The sequence below is a fragment of the Paraburkholderia unamae genome, from assembly GCF_003096875.1.
GTDB classification, from domain to species: Bacteria; Pseudomonadota; Gammaproteobacteria; order Burkholderiales; family Burkholderiaceae; genus Paraburkholderia; species Paraburkholderia unamae.
Genome location: NZ_QEOB01000007.1, coordinates 298,634 through 322,092 on the forward strand (window position 1 = coordinate 298,634; position 23,459 = coordinate 322,092).

Genomic DNA, 23,459 nt, shown 5'->3' on the forward strand with positions numbered 1-23,459 from the left:
GCGCGGGCGCCGGGGCGCGCAGCCGGGCGCGCGCGAACGGAAATCCGGGAAAATTAGAGACCGGATTATACCCGCCGCACGCGGCTTCGGCCCGAGGGAAAGTCCGGCGCGGGCGGCCGCTACCAGCACATGGCGTCCTGGCGTCTGTCCCATACCTTCGTCCATGCGTTCGCAGGAAGCGATGCGCGCCATCATGCGCCGACACATCGCGTTACATGCACGCTCGCAAAACCCGCCGCCCTTTGCCTTATGATGTCGGCGCGCCGCCACTTGCCAACAAGATGCGGCGCCGCGCGCGCAAACACAGTCACTCGGCCGCACGCGCGAGAGAGACCGGGGCACCGCGCCGCTCGTCGACCTGGTGTCGACCACTCGGCAGGCTCGGGCCACATGGAGAACCTTCTTGAAGCAGTCATCGCCCTCTCTGGGCCGCCGCCACTTTTCGCTCGCGGCCGCCTCCACCGTCCTTGCCGCCTGCACGACCGCGGGCACGCAGACGGCCAACGTCACGCCGCCCGTCACCACCGTGCCGCCACCGCCCGTCGCCAAGCCGCAGCGACCGCTGCGCGTGGGACTCGCGCTCGGCGGCGGCGCGGCGCGCGGCTTTGCGCACATCGGCGTGATCAAGGCGCTGGAAGCGCGCAACGTGCAGGTGGACTTTGTCGTCGGCACGAGCGCGGGCTCGGTCGTGGCTGCGCTGTACGCCTCGGGCATGAACGGTTTCGCGCTCAACAAGCTCGCGCTGACGATGGACGAAGCCTCGATCAGCGACTGGGCCATGCCGTTTCGCACGCGCGGCCTGCTGCAAGGCGTCGCGCTGCAAAACTACCTGAACACGACGCTGCGAGATCGCCCCATCGAGAAGATGGCGAGGCCGCTCGGCGTGGTCGCCACCGACCTGCGCACAGGCCAGCCCATCCTGTTCCAGCGCGGCAACACGGGCATCGCCGTGCGCGCGTCGTGCAGCATTCCGTCGATTTTCGAGCCGGTGAAGATCGCGGGCCACGAGTATGTGGACGGCGGCCTTGTGAGCCCCGTGCCGGCCGCGTTCGCGCGCAAGATGGGCGCCGACTTCGTGATCGCCGTGGACATCTCGGCGCGCCCGGAAACCGCCTCGACGCTGAGCCAGTTCGACGTGCTGATGCAGACCTTCACGATCATGGGCCAGACGATCAAGACCTATGAGCTCGACAAGTACGCCGACGTCGTGATCCGCCCGAACCTCAACGCCATGTCGAGCAGCGACTTCACGCAGCGCAACGCGGCGATCCTGGCGGGCGAGGAAGCGGCGGCGCGCATCATGCCGGAACTCGACCGCAAGCTGGCTGCCGCGCGCGTCGCGGCGTAGTCGCACGCGACGAACGTGGCGACTCAAGCGCAAAAAGCCTGCTTCTTTCGAAGCAGGCTTTTTTATTCGCTGGTACGGGCTAGCTGCGAAGGCTTACCGCACGCGCTACAAGCACGCGATCAATTGCCGCCGTTGCTGTCGAACTGGGCGCTCACACGCTGCTTGAGGCTTTGCTGCTGGTCCGGCGTGAACGAGGTCTCGACACGGCGAGCCCCCGTGAAACGCTTTTCCCAATAGCCGTCGTCAAGGTCGTCGACACGGATCGTGCTGCCCGTGGACGGCGAATGCACGAACTTGTTGTCGCCGATATAGATGCCGACGTGCGAGAACGTGCGGCGCATCGTGTTGAAGAACACGAGGTCGCCCGGCTTCAGGTTGCTCATGCTCACCTTCTCGCCCACGCGGCTCATTTCCTCGGCGCGGCGCGGCAGCGACATGCCGAGCGTGTCCTGGAACACGTAGCGCACGAAGCCGCTGCAATCGAGGCCGGAGTCCGGCGTGTTGCCGCCCCAGCGGTAACGCACGCCAATCATGTTGAGTGCGCCGACAACGACGTCACCGGCCTTTCCGGCCATGCCGGAAAGAAACGCCTTCGCGCCGCCTTCGGACGGAGCCGGAGCTGCTGCCGGCGCCGCCTGATTGGCGTTCTGAAGTGCGTTCTGGATCGCGGGAAGGGACTGCGAATTCGCCGTGTTGCTCGGCGAAAATGAGGCATTCTGGCTAAAGCTGCTGACTTCGTCGGCGAACGCGCCGGGAGCTGCTGCCATTAGGACGCCGATGAACATCCCGGCGACGACGCGCGTACAAGCCTGGGTCAGGTATCCGTGCTGCATGGGTCGGTAGAAATTGCCCGTAAATCAGGGAGTTAGTAGAAAAGTTTGGACGATACTAGCCAGTAAGTATTTGTGTGTCAAAACAAATAGAAAAATTCAATCGCGATGCGCACTTCATTGGTGAATTTCACCGAAATCCACACTAAAGTTCCGCCAAAGCTCAGCGATCGAACGCGGCTTTCAGTAATTTTCGAGTGTAAGGATGCGCGGGGCTATCGAAGATGTTCGAAATGTCTCCGGCCTCGACAATCGCCCCGTTTTGCATGACCGCCACCCGGTGCGCCATCGCCCCGATCACTTCGAGATCGTGACTGATGAACACATAGCCCAGGTTGTACTTGCGTTGCAAATCCGTCAACAATCGCAACACCTGCTGCTGGATCGACACGTCCAGCGCACTGGTCGGTTCGTCGAGCACGATCACGCGCGGCTCCAGCACCAGCGTGCGCGCGATGGCAATGCGCTGACGCTGCCCGCCCGAAAACTCGTGCGGGTATCGTTGCAGCACCGTGCGATCGAGGCCCACTTCGCGCAGCACGCCGACGATGCGCTTGCGCCGCTCCTCGGCCGAAAGATCGGGCCGATGCAGCACGAGCCCCTCCCCCACGATGCGCTCGATGGTCTGGCGCGGTGAAAGCGAACTGAACGGATCCTGAAAGACCACCTGCAAGTGCGAGCGCAACGACAGCTTCTCGCGCCCCTCATAGCTCGCGATCGGACGCCCCTGGAACTCGACGACGCCCCCGGCCGTGCGCTGCAACCCGAGCATCGCCATCGCAAGCGTCGTTTTTCCCGATCCGGACTCGCCGACAATGCCCAGCGTCTCGCCCTGGCGCACGGCGATGTTCGCGTCATTTACGGCGCGATAGCGCCCCTTGTGCCACCACCCGCGAAATCCCGGCAGCTTCGTTGCAAAGTCGACGATCACGTCCTTCGCCTGCAATAGCACCGGCGCGATCGGCAGCACCGGCAACACATTGCGCTCGGGCCGGCTCGCGATGAGCCTCTGTGTGTACGCATGCTGCGGCGCCTCGAAAATCTGCTCCACGCTGCCCGACTCAACGAGCTTGCCCTTCTCCATCACGGCCACGCGCTGCGCGAAGCGGCGCACGAGGTTCAGGTCGTGCGTGATGAGCAGCACCGACATGCCGCGCCGCGCCGCCTCCTCGCGCTGGAGTTCGAGCAGCAGGTCGACGATCTGACCGCGGATCGTCACGTCGAGCGCCGTGGTCGGCTCATCGGCGAGCAACAGGCGCGGCCGGCACGCGAGCGCCATCGCGATCATCACGCGCTGGCGCTGGCCGCCCGAAAGCTGGTGCGGATAGCTCCACACGCGCCGCCGCGCCTCGGTAATGCCGGTGCGTTCGAGCAGCCCCACCGCCTGCTCGTAGGCCTCCTTCTTCGAGACCCCGTCGTGCAGCACGATCGTCTCCGCAATCTGCTCGCCAATCGTGTACAGCGGATTGAGCGCCGACATCGGCTCCTGGAAGATCATCGCGATGTCGTTGCCGCGCAGGCCGCGCATCGCGCGCTCGCTTTTCGCGAGCAGATCGTCACCGTCGAGACGGATCGACCCCGCGATTTCGGCGTCGCGCAACAGGCGCAGGACCGCCAGCGCCGTGACGGTCTTGCCCGAGCCCGATTCGCCCACCAGCGCCACGCGCTCGCCGCGCCCGATCGCGAGCGTGACGTCGTCCACGGCGAGCGTCTCGCCGAAGCGCACGTTCAGGTGCTCGATCGAGAGCAGCGGCGCGGCGATCTCCTGAGGCATGGCGCTCACTGGTTGCCTCCGGCCTTCATGGCGTCGGAGATGCGCGTGTCGAGCGCGTTGCGCAGTGCGTCGCCGATGAAGGTGAGCAGCAGCAACGTGGCGACCAGCACGCCGAAGGTCGACAGCGCGATCCACCACGCGTCGAGATTGCGCTTGCCCTGCGCGAGCAGCTCGCCAAGGCTCGGCGTGGGTGCGGGCACGCCCAGCCCCAGAAAGTCGAGGCTCGTGAGCGCGAGAATCGCGCCGCTCATGCGAAACGGCAAGAACGTGATGACGGGCGTGAGGCTATTGGGCAGCACGTGATGCCAGATGATCTGCCAGTTCGACAGGCCCATCGCGCGCGCGGCGAGCACGTAATCCTGATTGCGGTTGCGCAGGAACTCGGCGCGCACGTAGTCGGACAGACCGATCCAGCCGAACAGCGAGAGCAGCACGATCAGCAGCACGAAGCCCGGCTCGAAGATCGCCGCGAAAATGATGAGTAGGTAAAGCTCGGGCAACGAACTCCAGATCTCGATGAGCCGCTGTCCGATGATGTCGACCTTGCCGCCGAAGTACCCTTGCACCGCGCCCGCCAGCACGCCGAGCAGCGTGCCGATGAACGTCAGCACGAGGGCGAACTCGACCGACACGCGAAAGCCGTAGAGCAAACGCGCGAACAGGTCGCGGCCGCTCTCGTCGGTGCCGAGCCAGTTTTGCCGCGACGGCGGCGCGGGGTTCGGCACCTTCGCGAAGTAATTGAGCGTGTCGTAGTAGTACGGGTTCGGCGGGTAGATCGCGAAGTTGCCGGGCGCGTCGAAGCGGTGGCGGATATACGGATCGAGATAGTCGGCGGGCGTGGGGAAGTCGCCGCCGAAGGCCGTCTCCGGATAGTCCTTGAACAACGGGAAATACAGATGCCCCTCGTAGCGCACGACGATCGGCTTGTCGTTGCACCAGAGCGGGCCGGCCAGGCTCGCCGCGAACGCGACGAGAAACACGATCAGGCTCCAGTAGCCAAGGCGCTGCTGCTTGAAGCGCAGCCACACGCGGCGCGCGGGCGTGGCGGATTTGAAGGCGCGCACGCTCTCGGTGCGCAGTTCGGGCTCGGCGCCGGTGCGGACTCGGTTCAACTCAGCGCTCCAGTTGTTCGAATTGGATGCGGGGATCGACCCACACGTAACAGAGATCGGAAATCAGCTTGGTTAGCAGTCCGATCAACGTGAAGAGATACAGCGTGCCGAGCACGACGGGATAGTCGCGCCGCACGACGGATTCATACGAAAGCAGCCCCAGGCCGTCGAGCGAAAAGAGCGTCTCGATCAGCAGGCTGCCCGTGAAGAACGCGCCGATGAAGGCGGCCGGGAACCCGACCACGAGCGGCAGCAAGGCGTTGCGAAACACGTGCTTCCAGAGCACCGTGCGCTCCGAGAGCCCTTTCGCGCGCGCAGTCAGCACGTACTGGCGGCGGATCTCTTCGAGGAAGGCGTTCTTCGTGAGCATCGTCGTGACGGCGAAGCTGCCCACCACCGAAGCCGTCACGGGCAGCGTGATGTGCCAGAGATAGTCGAGAATCTTGCCGCCGAGCGAGAGCGTGTCCCAGTTGTCGGAGGTGAGATTGCGCAGCGGGAACAACTGCACGAACGAGCCGCCGCCGAACAGCACGAGCAGGAGCACGCCCAGCACGAAGCCCGGAATCGCATAGCCGACCAGCACGACGAGGCTCGTCACGAGATCGAAGCGCGAGCCGTTGCGCACCGCCTTGGCGATGCCCAACGGCACCGATATCAGGTACGTGAGAAAGAAGGTCCAGAGGCCGATGCTGATCGACACCGGCAGCTTGGAGATGATGAGCGACCACACACTCTGGTGATGGAAATAGCTCTGCCCGAGATCGAAGCGCGCGAAACGCCCGAGCATCAGGAAATAGCGTTGCAGCGGCGGCTTGTCGAAGCCGTAGAGCTGCTTGAGCTGTTCGATCTGCTGCGCGTCCACGCCCGAATGCGCGCGCATGCCGAACGGCATGCCCTGCTCCGCGCCGCGCCGCAATTCGCGCACGGCCTGCTCGACAGGGCCACCCGGCACGAACTGGATCACGCCGAAAGTCAGCGTGAGCACGCCGAGCAGCGTCGGGATCATCAGCAGCAGGCGTTTGACGATGTAGCTCCACATGATTCGTTGCTTCCGTCGTGTCCGTTGTTAATGACCAGCCGCCGAGTGATCGGGGGGCGGCTCGGGCTGTGGCTGGGTTTGCGACTTCTGCCACCACGTCGAGATGATCCAGTCGTTCGCGCCATAGTACAGCGGCAGTTTCGCCGGATACGCCAGCGTGTTCTTGAACGCCACGCGATGGGTCGCGCTGTACCACTGCGGCACCACATAGTAGCCGTGCATCAGCACCCGGTCGAGCGCGTGCGTGGCGTCGAGCAGTTGCTGGAGCGTCTGCGCCTGCGTGAGCGCCTTGAGAATCGCATCGACGGCCGGCGACTTCAGGCCCAGCAGATTGCCCGAGCCCGGCTGGTCGGCGGCCTTGCTGCCGAAACGGTCGACCTGCTCCGCGCCCGGCACCTGCACGTCGGGGAACTTGATGGTCGTCATGTCGTAGTCGAAGGCGTCGAGCCGCTTCTGGTAGAGCGCGAAATCGACCGAGCGATAGTTCACCTGGATGCCGAGCCGCCTGAGCGCCTGCGTGTACTGCGCCATGATCGGCGCCCACTGCGCGGACGCGCTCGTATCGTCGAGCACCTCGAACGTAAACGGCTCGCCCTTCGCATTGCGCAGCGCGCCGTCCCGGTAGGTCCAGCCCGCCTCGGCCAGCAACGCTCGCGCCTTGAGCAGATTGGCGCGCAGCGAGCCCGGCGGCCTCGTGTCGGGCTGCACGGGCGGCGGGCCGAACACGGCGGGGTCGAGCGTCTCGCGCCAGGGCTCGAGCAGCGCGAGTTCGCCAGGCGACGGCAAGCCCTTCGCCTGCAATTGCGTGTTCGCGAACCAGCTGTCGATGCGCCGATACTGGCTATAGAACAGCATGCGGTTGAGCCACGGGAAGTCGAGCGCGAGGTCGAGCGCCTGGCGCACACGCACGTCCTGGAACACCGGCTTGCGCAGGTTCATCACGAAACCCTGCATGCCCGTGCCGTTGTGCTGCGGGAACTCCTTCTTGATGAGCTCGCCGCTGTCGAAGCGCTTGCCGACGTCGCGCCGCACCCAGTTGCGCGCGACGTATTCGACCAGCGCGTCATACTCGCCCGCCTTGAACGCTTCGAGGCGCGCGACGTCGTCCGAATAGAGCTTGTAGGTGATGCGCTCGAAGTTGTTGGTGCCCACGCGCACGGGCAACCCCTTGCCCCAGTAGTTCGGGTCGAGCTTGTAGGTGATCGTGCGGCCGTTCGAATAACGGTCGATCACGTAGGGACCACTGCCGATCGGCTGCTCGAACGCGATTTGATCGAAGGCGATGCGGCTGCCGTCGGGACGCAGGCCCCACTTGTGCGAAAACACGGGCATACCGCCCGCGATCAGCGGCAGCTCCCTGTTATTGCTGCGGAACTCGAAGCGGATCGTCGCGGGATCGACCACCACCGCGCGCGTGATCTCGCTGAAGTACGCCTGCATCGAAGGTGCGGCCTGGCGGCTCTTGAGCGTGTCGAGCGAGAACTTCACGTCCTCGGCCGTCACCGGGTCGCCATTCGAAAAACGCGCCTTCGGATTGATGTGGAATGTGACCGAAAGCGCGTCGGGCGCAATGCGGATATCGTCGGCGAGCAGGCCGTACGCGGAAGCCACTTCGTCCAGGCTGCCCGTCGTCAGGCTCTCGAACAGCATGCCGAGCCCGGGCGCCGCGTTGCCGCGCAGCGTGAACGGGTTGAACTTGTCGAAGCTCGTGAGGCGGTCGGGGTTGGCGAGCACGAGCGTGCCGCCCTTGGGCGCATCCGGATTCACATAGTCGAAGTGCGCGAAACCTTGCGGATATTTGGGCTCGCCGTATTGCGCAATGGCGTGGACCGCATACGCGGACGGCATGGCCAGCAATCCGAATGCAAGCGCCGCGCACGCGGCCGCCAGTCGCTTGCCGAGCGCGCGCCGCCCCGCAGGAACCGCCGCCCCAAGCGCGCTGCGCGCGGTCCTGCCTCGCGTTCCTGTCGTCATAGATCGGGATTTGTCCGGGGTGCCTTGTCAGTTGTGAGAGAATTCTACCCAAACCACGCGGCGCCGCCCCCACTGGCGCCCGGCGCACTGACCTGATTTAGGAGAATTCATGGGCTTCCTCGCTGGCAAACGCATCCTGTTGACCGGCCTGCTGTCGAACCGTTCGATCGCGTACGGCATCGCGCAGGCGTGCAAGCGCGAAGGCGCGGAACTGGCGTTCACGTACGTTGGCGACCGTTTCAAGGACCGCATCACGGAATTCGCGCAGGAATTCGGCAGCGACCTCGTGTTCCCCTGCGACGTGGCCGACGACGCGCAGATCGACGCGCTCTTCGCCGACCTCAAGCAGCGCTGGGACACGCTCGACGGCCTCGTCCACTCGATCGGCTTTGCGCCGCGCGAAGCGATCGCAGGCGACTTCCTCGACGGCATGACGCGCGAGAACTTCCGCATCGCGCACGACATCTCGGCGTACAGCTTCCCCGCGCTCGCCAAGGCCGCCAAGCCGATGCTTTCCGCAAACGCTTCGCTGCTGACGCTGACTTACCTCGGCGCCGAGCGCGCGATCCCGAACTACAACACGATGGGTGTTGCGAAGGCCGCGCTCGAAGCCAGCGTGCGTTATCTCGCAGTGGCGCTCGGCACGCAAGGCGTGCGCGTGAACGGCATTTCTGCCGGCCCGATCAAGACGCTCGCGGCGAGTGGCATCAAGGGCTTCGGCAAGATTCTCGACTTCGTCGAGCAGAACGCCCCGCTGCAACGCAACGTGACCATCGAACAGGTCGGCAATTCTGCTGCGTTCCTGCTCTCCGATCTGGCAGCCGGCGTGACCGCCGAGATCATGCACGTCGACTCGGGCTTCAACGCCGTGGTGGGCGGCATGGCCGGCCTCGAATAAGCCTGCTTACCCGCTTGCCGGGTTGCATGCGCCTCGTTGCGTGTGCAACGGCAACAAAACAAAAGCCGCCTTTTCAGGCGGCTTTTGTTTTGGCGCGACAGCTTGACGCGTCGCGCGCTGACGGCCGGGCGGAGGCTTAGTGCCAATGCCCCGGAGGACCGCCGTGATCCCGGTCATAGTGCCCACGGCCGGGGCCAGGGCCACCGTACCCACCGTGATGGCGATACCAGTCGTCACGGCCCCAGTAGCGGCGGCCGTCCCAGTAACGGTCGCCGTGCCAGCCGATCACGATCGCCGGCGGCACTGCATACACTGGAGCCGGTTGATAGACGACCGGCGGCGGCGGCGGCGGCGCATAGACCGGCTGCGGCGCGACATAAACCGGGGCCGGAATACCAATGTTGACACCAACGCTCACGCCAGCCATGGCAGCACTTGAAGCGCCAATAGCCACGCCCCCGAGCAGCATTGCAACAACACGTGGGAACTTCATGGACTCACCTTTCGGGTTTGATGTTTTCTTGAAACCAATATAACGCAGCACCTCTCGCCTGCGTATTTCAAACTTGTAAGAACTGATGCACAAAACTGCCCCACGTTCTTTGTCGTTACGTCTCGTTACATAGGTGCGAGCGCTTGCGGCGCAGCACCGCGAGCAACGGCGCTGCGGAGGATAGCATTGCCGGCGCGGGAGCGTACTGCCGTCAACAGGAATGTGAGCCGCTGCATGCATGCGCGCGCATGGTCGCGCGTCGGTTGGGAGGCGGGCATGGGCATCCGCAAGAATCGCCCGATTTCATTCGCACTCCATATCAGTCTTCGTACACCCTGCTCTCTCTCGGAGCATCGTACCCGAACCCGACGCTGGAATACGCGGAGGATTTGTCGTACTCCTACTGAAATCCGGCTGACGTGACTCGGCGCAAGGGCAGAACCATCGACGCGCCGCGATCCGACTGCGAACACGCAGGCGCCTGTCGTGCACGAGACTGCTTTTCGCGTAACGGGCACGGAAAAAGAAAAACCCCGCAAGCCGAGACTTGCGGGGTTTCCACCGCCATTACTGGCGGAGACGGAGGGATTCGAACCCTCGATCCAGGTTTTGGCCCAGATGCTCCCTTAGCAGGGGAGTGCCTTCGACCTCTCGGCCACGTCTCCCGAAAACTTCGTTCGCGCCAGGGAGGCAGCGCAACGAAGCCAAGATAATAGCGGGTAAGAGCGTTCCGGTCAATTCATAAGACGCTTTTTTTCGAAGTTTTTTCTGCAACCGCGCAGCGAACTTCGCGAACAGCATCTTGACCGGTGAAAACGCGTCACACCCGCGTCATGAAACAACAACAGCGCAACGACGCAAGCGCAAATTACGCGTGCTCGAGATCGAACACCTTGTGTAGCGCGCGCACGGCCAGCTCCATGTACTTCTCGTCGATCAGCACCGAGATCTTGATTTCCGACGTGGAGATCATCTGGATGTTGATGCCCTCTTCCGAGAGCGTGCGGAACATCTTGCTCGCCACGCCCACGTGCGAGCGCATGCCCACGCCGACCACCGAAACCTTCGAGACCTTCGCGTCGCCCAGCACCTGCTCCGCGCTCACGTGACCCTTCACCTGGTTCGTGAGGATGTCCATGGCGCGCTGGTAGTCGCCGCGACCCACCGTGAACGTGAAGTCGGTCTTGCCGGCCACGCTCTGGTTCTGGATGATCATGTCGACGTCGATGTTAGCGTCCGCCACCGGGCCGAGGATCTGATACGCGATGCCGGGCTTGTCGGGCACGCCCATCACGATGATGCGGGCCTCGTCGCGCTGGAACGCGATACCCGAGATGACTGCTTTTTCCATGGTCTCGTCTTCTTCAAAAGTAATCAGGGTGCCCGAGGACATTTCCTCGTCGAGGTTCATCAGCGGGTCGGTCAGGCTGGAGAGCACACGCGTCTTCACCTGATACTTGCCCGCGAATTCCACCGAGCGGATCTGTAGCACCTTCGAGCCGAGGCTGGCCATTTCCAGCATCTCTTCGAACGTAATGCGGTCGAGACGGCGCGCGTCGTCAACCACGCGCGGGTCCGTCGTGTAGACCCCGTCGACGTCCGTGTAGATGAGGCATTCGTCAGCCTTCAGCGCCGCAGCGACGGCCACCGCCGAGGTGTCCGAGCCGCCGCGGCCGAGCGTGGTGATATGGCCGTCCGGGTCGATGCCCTGGAAGCCCGTAATCACGACCACCTTGCCGGCGTCGAGATCGGCCAGCACGCGATCGCCGTCGATGTCGTTGATGCGCGCCTTGGTGAACGAGCTGTCGGTTTTGACCGGCACTTGCCAGCCGGTGTAGCTGATGGCGTCGACGCCGGCTTCCTGCAAGGCGATCGACAAAAGGCCGACGCTTACCTGCTCACCCGTCGACGCAATCATGTCGAGTTCGCGCGGGCTCGGCTGCGGCGAAATTTCTTTCGCGAGACCGAGCAGGCGATTGGTTTCGCCGGACATTGCCGAAGGCACGACGACCATCTTGTGGCCGGCCTTGTGCCATTTGGCGACGCGCTTGGCGACGTTCTTGATGCGCTCGACCGAGCCCATCGAGGTGCCGCCGTATTTGTGTACGATGAGTGCCATTGTCGTTCTGAACTGGAGATGTTACTGCGCTGGCGCGCTGAAGGACTGGGCCGCCCGGTCACTCAAGCCCATGGCGGCGGCTTCAGCGCGTGCAGCACGCGCGGGTTTTGCCTCAGGGGCGCGAAGGCCGCCGCATCGGTGTCGATGCACGCTTGTGACATGCCTGTGCCTTCTTCTTGCGCCCTGCCCGCATACCGCTACGACATCCCTGCAACCGTCGGATACCGCTCGAAGGAGAAATCGCGCCTTCACGGCACACGCCGCTTTTGACGGCGTCCGTGAACGCGAAAAAGCGGGCTGGACAAACGACTTACACTACCCGATTGACGTCGAAATTACAAGACAGAACACGCTTGCGGAGGCCGAAAAACGCTTGCGGGGCAAGGATTTGCGGGGGAACGATCGCTTCGGACGCGCCCGCGTCATTGAAGGATGCGTGTGCGCGCGGCGACGCGATCAGGCGATCACGAGATCCTCGCGCCATTCGATGCGACGCCACGCCGCGCGGGGATCGGTTGGCAAGGCGCCCAACGCCGACCGGTTCACGCCGATACGGGGCACGAACAGCAGCGTCTGCCCCACGAACAGTAGCGGCACGTCGCGCTCCCACGCGGGCACGCCATGCGTCTGGAACAGGTTCTTGAGCGTGCGGCTCACGTTAGCCGCCTCGTCGCGCAAGCGTTCGCCGCCGCTGCGTTCCCGCGCGACGAGCGGCGCGCGCGTGAGCACTTGCTCGGGCACGGCGTCGGGGTCATCGGCCGCGGCGGGCGCAAAAACATAGGTGCCGCGCCATGAAGGCAGACGCCAGATTTCTTCACCGCGCCACCGTGACGAGACGGCAGCGCGTGACGCGGTAACACTCGCATGCGCACGCTCCGCCCCTTCGCTCGCGCGTGCAGCCTCCCACGACACCCGACCGCGATAACAGCGCAGCCGGCGCCCCGCGTGATCGACGCGCAACGCGTGGCCGTTGCCCGTTTCGCGCGCGGTCTCGCGCAGTTGCCGCAGCGCATCGGTCAGACGCGCCGCCGACGCCGCCGGCATGCCAAGCGCGCGCATCCAGTAGCGCAGCAGATTGAGCGCGCGAGCGTCGTCGAGCGCGAGAAGCCCGGCCTGCGAAAGCGCACTGCCCTCCTCGCACTCGACCTCGCGTAAATCGATCCGCGCAAGATCGTCGAGCAAACGCTGCGACGCGGCGGCGTGCGCCGCCGTGCGCGCGAGCGCATCGCGATAACCGGGGAAATGGGCGGAAAGCGCCGGCATCACATCGTGACGCAAGGCGTTGCGCGCGTAGCGCGTGTCGTCGTTCGATTCGTCGTCGATCCAGTCCAGCCGATACGCTCGGGCGTAGCGTTCCAGTTGCGCGCGCAACAAAGCGAGCAGCGGGCGCATGCGCGGCACGCCGCTCGCGCCCGCGCGCACCGGCGCCATGGCCGCCATGCCCGCCAGCCCCGCGCCGCGCAATAGCTGGAGAAGCACCGTTTCCGCCTGATCGTCGGCGTGCTGCGCGAGCCAGAGCGCCTGCACGCCGTGCGCCGCACACATCGCGTCGAGCGCGCGGTAGCGCGCGTCGCGCGCGGCCGCCTCGACGCCGGCCGGATCGTCGCGCGCGACGTCGACGCGCCGCGCGTCGAACGTCACGCCGTGCGCGTGCGCGTGCGTCTCGCAATGCGCAAGCCAGGCGTCGGCGCTCGGGCTCAGGCCGTGATGCACGTGCAGCGCCACGAGGCGCGCCGCGCCCGCCGTGCGCACCGCGGCGTCGAGCAGCACGGACGAGTCGAGCCCGCCGCTATACGCAATGGCAATGCGCGCGTCGTGGGGCAGCGTGGAAAGCACAACGCCGAGCGCATCGATAACGATACGCCCGGCGTCGGATTCGGGATGGTCGGTCATCGCACGACCGCAGACGTGAACAAGCGATGACGTCGTGCGCGTTACGCGCCCGGCGTCGTTTCCTTGAACTTGCCGTAAGCCATCAGGCGCTCGAAGCGGCGCTCCTTGACGTCGGCGATGCTCATGCCCTGGAACTGGCGCAGCGAGTCGGCGAGCGCGCGGCGCAGCAGCGCGGCCATGCCCTTCGGGTCGCGATGCGCGCCGCCGAGCGGCTCGTTCACGATCTTGTCGATCAGGCCGAGCGCCTTGAGGCGGTGCGCCGTGAGGCCCAGCGCTTCGGCGGCTTCCGGCGCTTTCGCGGCGCTCTTCCACAGGATCGAGGCGCAGCCTTCCGGCGAGATCACCGAGTAAGTCGAGAATTGCAGCATCATGACCGTGTCGGCCACGGCCACGGCGAGCGCACCGCCCGAACCGCCTTCGCCGATGATCGTCGTGATGATCGGCGTCTTCAGCTCGGCCATCACATATAGATTGCGGCCGATCGCCTCCGACTGGCCGCGCTCTTCCGCGCCGATACCCGGATACGCACCCGGCGTGTCAACGAACGTGAAAATGGGCAGACCGAACTTCTCGGCAAGACGCATCAGGCGCTCGGCCTTGCGATAGCCCTCGGGGCGCGGCATGCCGAAGTTGCGCGCGGCGCGCTCCTTCGTGTCGCGGCCCTTCTGATGGCCGATCACCATGCAGGCCTGGCCGTTGAAGCGCGCGAGACCGCCGACCACGGAGAGGTCGTCCGCGAACGAGCGATCGCCATGGAGTTCGTGAAAATCGGTGAACAGCTCGTGCACGTAATCGAGCGTGTACGGACGCTGCGGATGACGCGCGATCTGCGAAACCTGCCACGGGCTCAGGTTCGCATAGAGGTCCTTCGTGAGCTGCTGGCTCTTCTTCGACAGCCGCTCGATTTCTTCCGAAATATCGACGGCCGAGTCGTCCTGAACGAAGCGCAGTTCTTCGATCTTCGCTTCCAGTTCAGCGATCGGCTGTTCGAAATCCAGAAACGTGGTCTTCATGTGTGGGAATCCTTCACTTTGCGGCAGCGCGTATTCTAACCGCGTCAGCCCGCGCCGAAATCGGCTCAGAACTATCGATTTCAGATATCGATAGGAATATTCTTGTTAATCCAGGCGTCATCCGATCGGGGCGCGGGCCGCGGCGCACGGCTGCGCGCGCCCGGCGCGCCGGTCCGGCCAGCGCCTTACGACGGTTCCAGGCTGCGCCACATATACCAGGTCGCGACAGTCCGCCACGGCTCCCAGTTGGCCGCCACTTCGCGCGCCTCGCTGCGCGTGACCGGTTCGCCGCTGAAATAGTTGACGCTGATCGCACGGATCAGGCCGAGATCGTCGAGCGGCAGCACATTGGGACGCGCGAGATTGAAGATCAGGAACATCTCGGCGGTCCAGCGGCCGATGCCGCGAATCGCCGTGAGTTCGGCGATCACGTCCTCGTCGTCCATCGACGTCCACTTGCCGACGTGCAGCGCCCCGGAAACGAAATGCTGCGCGAGATCGAGAATGTATTCCGTCTTGCGCTTCGAAAGTCCGCACGCGGCGAGCTTCTCGTGACCGAGTTTCAGAAATTGTTGCGGCACGAGCTTCGGGCACGCGGCTTCCACGCGTTGCCACAGCGCCTGCGCGGCCGCCGTCGAAATCTGCTGGCCGACCACCGAGCGCGCGAGCGTGACGAACGGATCGTCGCGGCTCAGCAGATGCACCGGGCCGAACTTCGGAATCAGCTTCTTGAGAATGCGGTCGCGCTTGACGAGGTCGGCGCAAGCCTTGTCCCAGTAGTCGGGACGCTGCACTTCGAATTCGAGATCGCCGAGCGCGTTCGCGGCCGGCTCCACCGCTTCGAGCGCCGCCGGGCCGTCGGCGAGCGCGGCGTCGATCGCCGCGCCGTCGAGCGCGTCATGCGAGACCGCCGAGCCATTGGTCTTCGCGCGCGCCGGCCGGGCGGCCGTCTTGCCTGCTGCTTTTACAGCGGATTGCGCACCCGCGCCGTTGAGCGCGCGCTTTGCACCCGATCCTGCCGCCGCGGCACTCGCCGCTTTGGTGTCGGCACCGCGCTTGCCCGCTGCGGCGCCCGTGAGCGACGCAGACCGCCTGGCCTGCGTCTTCGTGGCCGTTGCCATCCTGCCTCCTGCCTCGCGAATCGATCAGTGGAAACTGGACAGCCCGCTCACACGCGGCGCCACTCGGTCAATCCGCCCGGTTTGTCTTCGAGCGCGACACCGGCTTCGAGCAGTTCGGCCCGAATCCGGTCCGCCTCCGCATATTGCTTCGCCTGCTTGGCCGCCGTGCGCGCCGCGATCTTTGCGTCGATCGCCGCCACGTCGAGCGCGCCTGCCTCTTGCGCACCCGCGGCCTGTTGCAGGAACACTCGCGGCTCGCGCACGAGCAGCCCGATCACGCGTGCGAGGCGCTGCAACTGACGCGCGAGCACGGCGTCGCGCGTACGGTTCACTTCGCTCGCGAGCTCGAACAGCGCGGCAATCGCCACCGGCGTGTTGAAGTCGTCGTTCATCGCCGCGCGAAAACGTTGCGCGTACGGTTCGTTCCAGTCGAGCTCGCCCGCATCCGGCGTCACGTCCTTCAACGCCGTGTAAAGACGCGTGAGCGCGTTGCGTGCGTCGTCCAGATGCACGTCGCTGTAATTCAGCGGCGAGCGATAGTGCGCGCGCGCCATGAAAAAGCGCACCACTTCCGCATCGTACTTCGCCAGTACTTCGCGGATCGTGAAGAAGTTGCCGAGCGACTTCGACATCTTCTCGTTGTCGATATTCACGAAGCCGTTATGCATCCACGTATTGACGAACGTCTTGCCCGTTGCGCCTTCGCTCTGGGCAATCTCGTTCTCATGGTGCGGAAACTGCAAGTCCTGGCCGCCGCCGTGAATGTCGAAATGCTCGCCGAGCAGCGTGCAACCCATGGCCGAGCACTCGATGTGCCAGCCGGGGCGCCCACGCCCGTACTTCGACTCCCAGCTCGTGTCGGCCGGCTCTTGAGGTTTTGCCTGTTTCCACAGCACGAAGTCAAGCGGATCCTGCTTGGCATCGTTCGCGGCCACACGTTCGCCCGCGCGCAGATCCTCGATCGACTTGCCCGAGAGCGCGCCATAGTTCGCGAACTTGCGCACCGCGTAATTCACGTCGCCGTCCGCGCCTTGATAGGCATAGCCGTTGGCTTCCAGCTTGCCGATCATGTCGAGCATCTGCGGAATGTATTGCGTCGCGCGCGGTTCATGATCGGGACGCTCGATGCCGAGCGCGTCCGCATCTTCATGCAGCGCCGCGATAAAGCGGTCGGTGAGCTGCTTGATCGTCTCGCCGTTTTCCACCGCGCGACGAATGATCTTGTCGTCGATGTCGGTGATGTTGCGCACGTATGTCACCTTGTAGCCGAGCGCGCGCAGCCAGCGCTGCACGACGTCGAACACCACCATCACACGCGCATGGCCGACGTGACAATAGTCGTACACCGTCATCCCGCAGACGTACATGCGTACGACACCGGGTTCGAGGGGCACGAAATTTTGCTTGTCACGGGCGAGCGTGTTGTAGATGCGCAGTGATTCCATAGAGACAATGGATACGTGGGTCGAAGGAAATCCGCGGCAACGCCGACCGCAGCCGGCGGGTGTAGTACACCGCGATGCTCAGGCTGCTGTTTGTCGGCGCCTGGCCTGCAAACAGGTTGCAATCGAGGCGGAGACGACCACGAGTGGCGAAAGAAAGCCCGTCGATTCATGCGGCGCGCCCGAAATGCCCTCGATTCGAGCGAGGGACAAAGCGCGCGACGAAAACGCACAGACCTTTTGTTAGAATGGCTCGGAGTATAACACCGCGACCTCACCCTATGAAACCTTCCAGCGGCCGCGCGCCCCGTGCTGCGACCCTTGCCGCGTCGGCTCTCGCGAGCGTCGCGATCATGCTGTGCGGCGCGCGCGTAGCGCTTGCCGCGCCCCCGGCGACGGCCGACGGCACGCCCGGCGCCGACAGCGCGATCGTCCAGCACGACTGGGCGGCGGCCTTGACGCAGCTCGACGAGCGCATCAAGACGAACCCGCGCGACGTGCAGGCGAAGTTCAAGCGCGCGACCATTCTCGCGCGCCTGAACCGCGACGACGACGCAATCGAAGCGTTCACGGAGCTCACGCAGCTCTACCCCGAACTGCCCGAACCGTACAACAACCTCGCGGCGCTTTACGCAAAGCACGGCCGCTACGACGAGGCGCGTGTGGCGCTGGAAACCGCCGTGAAGGCGAACCCGTCGTACAGTCTCGCGTGGGAAAATCTCGGCGACCTGTACCTGCGCATGGCCGATGCGTCATACCGCCGCGCGCAAACGGTGGGCCACACAAACAGCAGAACGCAACAGCGCCTCGCCGATATCGCGAAGATCGTCGCGCCGCCGCCGGCGCCGAAAAAACCGCGCAGCGCCGCCGCGGCCGAGGCGGCTTCCGGCACGCAGCCTTCGAACCTCGTGCCCGCGCTCAGCAATCCCGCTTACCAGTTCGGCGGCCCGACCGGGTCGCTGGCGATGCCGCCGTTCGTGGCGCCGTCGAACTAAGCCGCGGCGCGCCGTGCGTCGCGCGCCGCGACACGTATTTCCCGCACTTCCGAGGATACTCATGAAATGGTTGATGTTGGCGCTGGGTAGCGCCGCCCTGATCGCGAACGCACCGGCTTTTGCGCAAAACGGCCAGCCGGCCGCCGCGCACCCGCAGGTGTTGCTCAAGACCAGTGAAGGCGACATTCGCGTCGAGCTCTATCCCGAGAAGGCGCCCAAGACCGTCGACAACTTCCTGCAATACGTGAAGGCCGGCCAGTACAACGGCACGATCTTCCACCGCGTGATTCGCGGCTTCATGATCCAGGGCGGCGGCTACACGCAAAGCTTCGTCGAAAAGCCCACGCGCGCACCCATCCCGCTTGAAAGCAAGAACGGCCTGAAGAACCTCACAGGCACGATCGCGATGGCGCGCACGAGCGACCCGAATTCGGCCACGGCGCAGTTCTTCATCAACACCGTGGACAACGCCGGCCTCGACTATCCGAACCCGGACGGCAACGGCTATGCCGTGTTCGGCAAGGTCACCCAGGGCATGGACATCGTGAAGAAGATCGAGGCGGCGCCCACCACCTCGCGCGGCCCGATGGGCGATGTGCCGCAAAAGGAAATCGTGATCCAGTCGGCCACCGTAGTGGGCAAATAATTGACGCGTCGTTGTCACGCAGTCTTCACGCAGTTTCCAGGTAGCCGGTAACACGGCAGGTCGTCATCGACTAACCGGGCGGCAACGCCGCCCTCACCCGTCGCACGTCGCGGCGGCGGCACACGCGACCGGCACCACGCCCCGCCTCGTGCCGATGCCGCGACGTTCACTCCCCCAGCCACAGGCAAAGGATTCCATCATGGTCGAACTGCACACGAACCACGGCGTCATCAAGCTCGAACTCAACGCCGAGAAGGCCCCGAAAACGGTCGCCAACTTCCTCAACTACGTGAAGAGCGGCCACTATGACGGCACGGTGTTCCACCGCGTCATCGACGGGTTCATGATCCAGGGCGGCGGCTTCGACGCCGCCATGAAGCAAAAGCCCACCGAAGCGACGATCGAAAACGAAGCGAACAACGGCCTGAAGAACGAGCGCGGCTCGATCGCCATGGCTCGCACGAACGACCCGCACTCGGCAAGCGCCCAGTTCTTCATCAACGTCGCCGACAACGACTTCCTGAACCACTCGTCGCCCACGCCGCAGGGCTGGGGCTACGCCGTGTTCGGCAAGGTCGTCGAAGGCCTCGAAGTGGTCGACAAGATCAAGAAGGTCAAGACCGGCTCGAAGGGCTTCCATCAGGACGTGCCGGTTGACGACGTCGTGATCGAGAAGGCTGTCGTCGTCGAATAAGTTTCACTCAACACTCAAGCGAATCCCTCTTCAATGTTGCAGGAAAAGGCATTACGACACGCAGCCGCGGGCGTGCCCGGCGAGGGCAAGCGCCCGCACGCGGCACGTCCGTTCCTGTTCATTTCCGATGTGCATCTGAATGATGGGATTCCGCACACGGTCGCCGCGTTCGAACGCTTCATCCGGGTCACGGCCGATCAGGCCGACTCGGTGTTCATTCTCGGCGACCTCTTCGAATACTGGATCGGCGACGACATGCTCGTCGATCCCTTCGTCGCGCGCATGGCCGCGCTGATGCATACGCTCTCCGAGCGCGGCATCGCGCTCTACATCATGCACGGCAACCGCGACTTCCTGATGGGCAAGCGCTTCATGAAAGCCGCGGGCGCGATCTGGCTGCCCGACCCCATCGCCATCACCGCGTTCGGCACACGCCTCGCCCTCGCCCACGGCGACGCGATGTGCACCGACGATCACGGCTACCAGCTCTTTCGCAAGATCGCGCGCAACCGGCTGCCGCAGTTGCTTTTTCTGGCGTGGCCGTTTCGCTGGCGCCGGGCGCTCGCCGAGCGGGCGCGCCGCGCGAGCGAGGCGCGCCGCAACGGTCCGCGCCTGCCGAAATACGACGTGACCGCGAAAGGCGTGGCGGCGCTCTTCAAGCGCGCGCGCACCGGCTCCATGGTGCACGGCCATACGCACCGGCCCGCGCGCCACCAGGAGCCTGGCGGCACGCGCTGGGTTCTGCCCGACTGGGATCTCGATCACGGCAAGCCGCGCGGCGGCTACCTGCGCGTGGATGCCGAAGGTTTCAGGATGATGCCGCTGGACTGAGCTCCGGCGCGCGGCTCACCGCCGCCCTTTCGCGCCGCGTGCTTCGATGCACGTGAAGGCGCGCAGGAGCACGTCAGACGCGTGCGGGCGCTTTCTCTTCGCGGCTCTGCGCCTCGCCTTGCGACCCGCCGCACTCCAGGCCCGCCGAGACACGACGCAGTTCGGCCAGCGCCGCATCGGCGCCATGCAACGCTTCGAGACGCGCACCGAGTTGCTCGAGCGCGACGACGATGGCGTCGACGCGTTGCGTTTGCGTGGCCGCGTGGTCGATCAGACCGTGAATGGCGAGCGAAACCGGATCGTCGGCGTTGGGCGAGATGCCATAGGCGCAGAAGCCTTCGCGAGCCGAGGACGCTTTGGCCTGGACCGGCGCGCTCTTCGCGGGCGCGACAATGCGAGCGGGGTTGCCCACCGCCGTCGCGCCCTCGGGCACGGGCTTCACGACCACGGCGTTCGAGCCGATCTTCGCCCCGGCTCCCACGGTGAAACCGCCGAGCACCTTCGCACCCGCACCCACGATCACACCCGCGCCAAGCGTGGGATGGCGCTTCGCGCCGCGCGTGAGCGAGGTGCCGCCGAGCGTCACGCCCTGGTAAATCGTGCAGTCGTCGCCGACCTCGGCGGTCTCGCCGATCACGACGCCCATGCCGTGATCGATGAACACGCGCCGGCCGATCGTCGCGCCCGGGTGGATCTCGATGCCGGTCAGAAAGCGCGCGAGTTGCGAGACATAACGCGCGAGCCAACGGCGCTTCGCGCGCCAGCACGCATGCGCGAAGCGATGCAGCACGAGCGCATGCAGACCCGGATAACAGGTCAGGACCTCCCACGCGCTGCGAGCGGCGGGATCGCGCTCGCGGATCGTGGCAATGTCTTCGCGAAGTCTCTTGAACATGGCAGTCACGCTTAAAACGTGTGAATCGAGGGGAATGGCGGTCGCGCGCCGTCAGACAGCGCGCGCGACCCGCGTCGCGGCCTTTGCAGCCACGCGCATTTGCTTATGAGCTTTTCGCCGGTTTTCAGGCGATTGTAGGCGTAAAGCCGCTTGTGGGCCGCAAGCCCCCGTCGGCGGCAAGGTTGGACGCGGCACTGGCACTGGCGCCGTCGCGCGCGCCTTAGCGGTTCTCGCCGCCTTTGCCCTTGAGCATGAGGATGTGCTTGGCGACTCCGCGCACGATATTGACCTCCTCGCGTTCGAGCCCCGAGCGCGCGAAGAGGCGGCGCAGGCGCGACATCAGCTTCTTCGGATTGGCCGGATCGAGAAAGTCGAGCGCGATCAGCGCATTTTCGAGGTGCACGTACATGCGTTCGATGTCGTCGCTCGTCGCGAGCGGCGACACGGCGCCGGGCTGGAGCGCGCCGCCAGCGCCACCTGCTGCCGGCAGCGCCGCGGCAGGCGCACTTTCGCCGAGGTACGCAAGACGCAGTTCGTAGGCGAGCACCTGCACCGCCTGGGCGAGATTGAGCGAGCTATAGGCCGGGTTCGCGGGGATATGCGCAAGCGCGCTGCAACGTTCCACGTCGTCGTTCGACAGACCCGTGCGCTCGTTGCCGAACACGAGCGCGATATCGCCGCCATGCGCTACCTGGCGGCAGGCGTCCTGCACCGCGATGCGCGGCGCGGCGGGCGGCGGCCCGTACTCGCGCGTGCGCGCCGTGAGCGCGAGCGACCACTGGACACCCGTGAGCGCGTCGGCCAGCGTCGGCACGATGTGGGCGGCCGCCAGTACGTCGTCGGCGCCGCTCGCCATCGCCACCGCCTCGGGGTCGCAGTGGACCTGCGGCACGCGCGGCGCGACCAGCACGAGGCGCGAAAAACCCATCGTCTTCAGCGCGCGCGCCGCCGCGCCGACGTTGCCGGGATGGCTCGGCTCGACGAGCACGAAGCGGGTGGACGTGAAGCCGCCGCGCAGCGGCTCGTGGGCTTCGCCGGCGGTGGCCGCCGGGGCGTGGGTAGCGGGTGAATCGGGGTGCACCAAGATCAGTCTCTAACGCGGGCGTAAGGAAAGTCTCTATGTTAGCGCGCCTCGCGCGCGCAGGCAGGACGGACAGAGCAGACGGAGCGAGCAGACCGGACAAAACGGACTAAACGGACAAACCGCACGCGCACAAACGGGAAAGCGGCGCGCCGCCAGCCAGAGCGGTCCGGTCTCGGGTAAAATGGTGGTTTCGCGCGCGTCGGGCGTGCCGTGCTGCTGTGTGTTTTCGGTTCGCGCGACGCCCGGCAGGCAACTGGCAACCAGCGCCGCCGCGCCCCGCTCTTATCCAATTCGTCTCCGTTGGCGGGACAGGAACCGCAAGGCCGTACCCAGGCCCGCGTCCTGTCCAATCGTTAGACGCTTCATCTTTTGCATCACCGGCGCGCCGCAAGCTGCGGCACGGGCGCCGGACAACAAGGATCCTGGCTCATGCATCCCATGCTCAACATCGCTGTCAAGGCCGCGCGCCGCGCCGGACAGATCATCAACCGCGCGTCGCTCGACCTCGACCTCGTGCAGGTCGCGAAGAAGCAGCATAACGATTTCGTCACGGAAGTCGACAAGGCGGCCGAAGCCGCCATCATCGAAACGCTCAAGACCGCGTACCCCGACCACGCCATCCTCGCCGAGGAATCGGGCCAGTCGGAGAACGAATCCGAGTACCAGTGGATCATCGATCCGCTCGACGGCACCACCAACTTCATTCACGGCTTCCAGTACTACTGCGTCTCGGTCGCGCTCGCGCACAAGGGCATCGTCACGCAGGCCGTGGTCTATGACCCCACGCGCAACGACCTCTTCACGGCGTCGCGCGGGCGCGGCGCGTTCCTGAACGACCGCCGCATCCGCGTGGGCCGCCGCGACCGTCTCGCCGACGGCCTGATCGGCACGGGCTTCCCGTTCCGCGAAAAGGACGGCCTCGACAGCTACTGCGAACTGTTCGCCGCAATGACCAACGCATGCGCGGGCCTGCGCCGCCCGGGCGCGGCCGCGCTCGACCTGGCGAATGTCGCCGCCGGCCGCATGGACGGCTTCTTCGAGCAAGGCCTCAATCCCTGGGACGTCGCCGCGGGCGGCCTGCTCGTGACGGAAGCCGGCGGCCTGATCGGCAACTACACGGGCGACTCGGACTTCCTGCACGTGGGCGAAGTCGTCGCGGGCAACCCGAAGATCTACGCGCAGATGGTGCCGATCCTCTCGAAGTACACGCGCGTGAACAAGGCGGCGTAAGCGCCCATGCGCGCCGCGGCGCACTCAA

At 65.3% G+C, this 23,459-nt stretch carries 20 protein-coding genes and 1 tRNA gene; 7 read left to right on the forward strand and 14 right to left on the reverse strand.

Going from position 1 to position 23,459, the window contains the following annotated elements; genetic code table 11:
• Nucleotides 1-403 precede the first annotated feature (403 nt).
• Nucleotides 404-1,348, forward strand: a complete 945-nt coding sequence (locus tag C7402_RS17095; RefSeq protein WP_116611398.1) for a patatin-like phospholipase family protein — start codon at nucleotides 404-406, stop codon at nucleotides 1,346-1,348.
• Between the two features lie 119 nt (nucleotides 1,349-1,467).
• Here the strand turns inward: C7402_RS17095 and C7402_RS17100 are convergent, their stop codons facing one another.
• The 5 genes from C7402_RS17100 to C7402_RS17120 form a co-directional block, all read right to left on the reverse strand.
• Nucleotides 1,468-2,181, reverse strand: coding sequence for a C40 family peptidase (locus C7402_RS17100; protein WP_112172842.1), 714 nt, complete (start codon nucleotides 2,179-2,181; stop codon nucleotides 1,468-1,470).
• A gap of 160 nt (nucleotides 2,182-2,341) precedes the next feature.
• On the reverse strand, nucleotides 2,342-3,952 hold the full coding sequence (locus C7402_RS17105; protein ID WP_116611399.1) for an ABC transporter ATP-binding protein: 1,611 nt from the start codon (nucleotides 3,950-3,952) through the stop codon (nucleotides 2,342-2,344).
• A 5-nt stretch (nucleotides 3,953-3,957) separates the two neighbouring features.
• Nucleotides 3,958-5,031, reverse strand: a complete 1,074-nt coding sequence (locus C7402_RS17110; RefSeq protein WP_372460562.1) for an ABC transporter permease — start codon at nucleotides 5,029-5,031, stop codon at nucleotides 3,958-3,960.
• Nucleotides 5,032-5,065: 34 nt separating this feature from the next.
• Nucleotides 5,066-6,103 carry a microcin C ABC transporter permease YejB gene (locus tag C7402_RS17115; protein WP_112172845.1) on the reverse strand — a complete coding sequence of 346 codons (1,038 nt, stop codon included), beginning with the start codon at nucleotides 6,101-6,103 and terminating at the stop codon, nucleotides 5,066-5,068.
• Nucleotides 6,104-6,130: 27 nt separating this feature from the next.
• A complete protein-coding gene (locus C7402_RS17120) occupies nucleotides 6,131-8,077 on the reverse strand; it encodes an extracellular solute-binding protein (protein WP_116611400.1) in 1,947 nt (648 codons plus the stop codon).
• 109 nt (nucleotides 8,078-8,186) lie between these two features.
• On the opposite strand from C7402_RS17120, the gene fabI reads away from it, so the two are divergent.
• Nucleotides 8,187-8,975 (forward strand): enoyl-ACP reductase FabI, encoded by a 789-nt coding sequence (gene fabI / locus C7402_RS17125; protein WP_112172847.1) that lies wholly within the window; start codon nucleotides 8,187-8,189, stop codon nucleotides 8,973-8,975.
• Between the two features lie 136 nt (nucleotides 8,976-9,111).
• Here fabI and C7402_RS17130 read toward each other — a convergent pair whose 3' ends face one another.
• The 7 genes from C7402_RS17130 to cysS form a co-directional block, all read right to left on the reverse strand.
• The gene (locus tag C7402_RS17130; protein WP_112172848.1) at nucleotides 9,112-9,468 is read right to left on the reverse strand and encodes a hypothetical protein; all 357 of its coding nucleotides are present in this window, start codon (nucleotides 9,466-9,468) and stop codon (nucleotides 9,112-9,114) included.
• A 571-nt stretch (nucleotides 9,469-10,039) separates the two neighbouring features.
• Nucleotides 10,040-10,133 (reverse strand) — tRNA-Ser (locus tag C7402_RS17135).
• A gap of 203 nt (nucleotides 10,134-10,336) precedes the next feature.
• Entirely contained in the window at nucleotides 10,337-11,587 is a 1,251-nt protein-coding gene (locus C7402_RS17140; protein ID WP_112172849.1) for an aspartate kinase, read from the reverse strand.
• Between the two features lie 456 nt (nucleotides 11,588-12,043).
• Nucleotides 12,044-13,480 carry a tRNA lysidine(34) synthetase TilS gene (tilS, locus tag C7402_RS17145; RefSeq protein ID WP_116611401.1) on the reverse strand — a complete coding sequence of 479 codons (1,437 nt, stop codon included), beginning with the start codon at nucleotides 13,478-13,480 and terminating at the stop codon, nucleotides 12,044-12,046.
• Nucleotides 13,481-13,521: 41 nt separating this feature from the next.
• Nucleotides 13,522-14,493 carry an acetyl-CoA carboxylase carboxyltransferase subunit alpha gene (locus tag C7402_RS17150; RefSeq protein ID WP_112172851.1) on the reverse strand — a complete coding sequence of 324 codons (972 nt, stop codon included), beginning with the start codon at nucleotides 14,491-14,493 and terminating at the stop codon, nucleotides 13,522-13,524.
• 185 nt (nucleotides 14,494-14,678) lie between these two features.
• Complete coding sequence (locus C7402_RS17155) at nucleotides 14,679-15,614, reverse strand: DNA-3-methyladenine glycosylase family protein (RefSeq protein ID WP_116611402.1); 936 nt, start codon at nucleotides 15,612-15,614, stop codon at nucleotides 14,679-14,681.
• Between the two features lie 47 nt (nucleotides 15,615-15,661).
• On the reverse strand, nucleotides 15,662-17,059 hold the full coding sequence (gene cysS / locus C7402_RS17160) for a cysteine--tRNA ligase (RefSeq protein WP_112172853.1): 1,398 nt from the start codon (nucleotides 17,057-17,059) through the stop codon (nucleotides 15,662-15,664).
• A gap of 278 nt (nucleotides 17,060-17,337) precedes the next feature.
• Between cysS and C7402_RS17165 the strand changes: the two genes are divergently transcribed.
• The 4 genes from C7402_RS17165 to C7402_RS17180 all read left to right on the forward strand — a co-directional run bounded on the left by C7402_RS17165 (nucleotide 17,338) and on the right by C7402_RS17180 (nucleotide 20,222).
• On the forward strand, nucleotides 17,338-18,051 hold the full coding sequence (locus C7402_RS17165; RefSeq protein WP_112172854.1) for a tetratricopeptide repeat protein: 714 nt from the start codon (nucleotides 17,338-17,340) through the stop codon (nucleotides 18,049-18,051).
• A gap of 61 nt (nucleotides 18,052-18,112) precedes the next feature.
• Complete coding sequence (locus tag C7402_RS17170) at nucleotides 18,113-18,697, forward strand: peptidylprolyl isomerase (protein WP_116611403.1); 585 nt, start codon at nucleotides 18,113-18,115, stop codon at nucleotides 18,695-18,697.
• A 199-nt stretch (nucleotides 18,698-18,896) separates the two neighbouring features.
• Nucleotides 18,897-19,391, forward strand: a complete 495-nt coding sequence (locus tag C7402_RS17175; RefSeq protein WP_116611404.1) for a peptidylprolyl isomerase — start codon at nucleotides 18,897-18,899, stop codon at nucleotides 19,389-19,391.
• Nucleotides 19,392-19,424: 33 nt separating this feature from the next.
• Complete coding sequence (locus C7402_RS17180; protein WP_112172857.1) at nucleotides 19,425-20,222, forward strand: UDP-2,3-diacylglucosamine diphosphatase; 798 nt, start codon at nucleotides 19,425-19,427, stop codon at nucleotides 20,220-20,222.
• 73 nt (nucleotides 20,223-20,295) lie between these two features.
• Here the strand turns inward: C7402_RS17180 and cysE are convergent, their stop codons facing one another.
• Together cysE and C7402_RS17190 are read right to left on the reverse strand one after the other, a co-directional pair.
• A complete protein-coding gene (cysE, locus tag C7402_RS17185; protein WP_116611405.1) occupies nucleotides 20,296-21,117 on the reverse strand; it encodes a serine O-acetyltransferase in 822 nt (273 codons plus the stop codon).
• A gap of 220 nt (nucleotides 21,118-21,337) precedes the next feature.
• Nucleotides 21,338-22,198, reverse strand: coding sequence for an RNA methyltransferase (locus C7402_RS17190; protein ID WP_372460561.1), 861 nt, complete (start codon nucleotides 22,196-22,198; stop codon nucleotides 21,338-21,340).
• Nucleotides 22,199-22,630: 432 nt separating this feature from the next.
• Between C7402_RS17190 and C7402_RS17195 the strand changes: the two genes are divergently transcribed.
• Complete coding sequence (locus tag C7402_RS17195; protein WP_112172860.1) at nucleotides 22,631-23,431, forward strand: inositol monophosphatase family protein; 801 nt, start codon at nucleotides 22,631-22,633, stop codon at nucleotides 23,429-23,431.
• Nucleotides 23,432-23,459 lie beyond the last annotated feature (28 nt).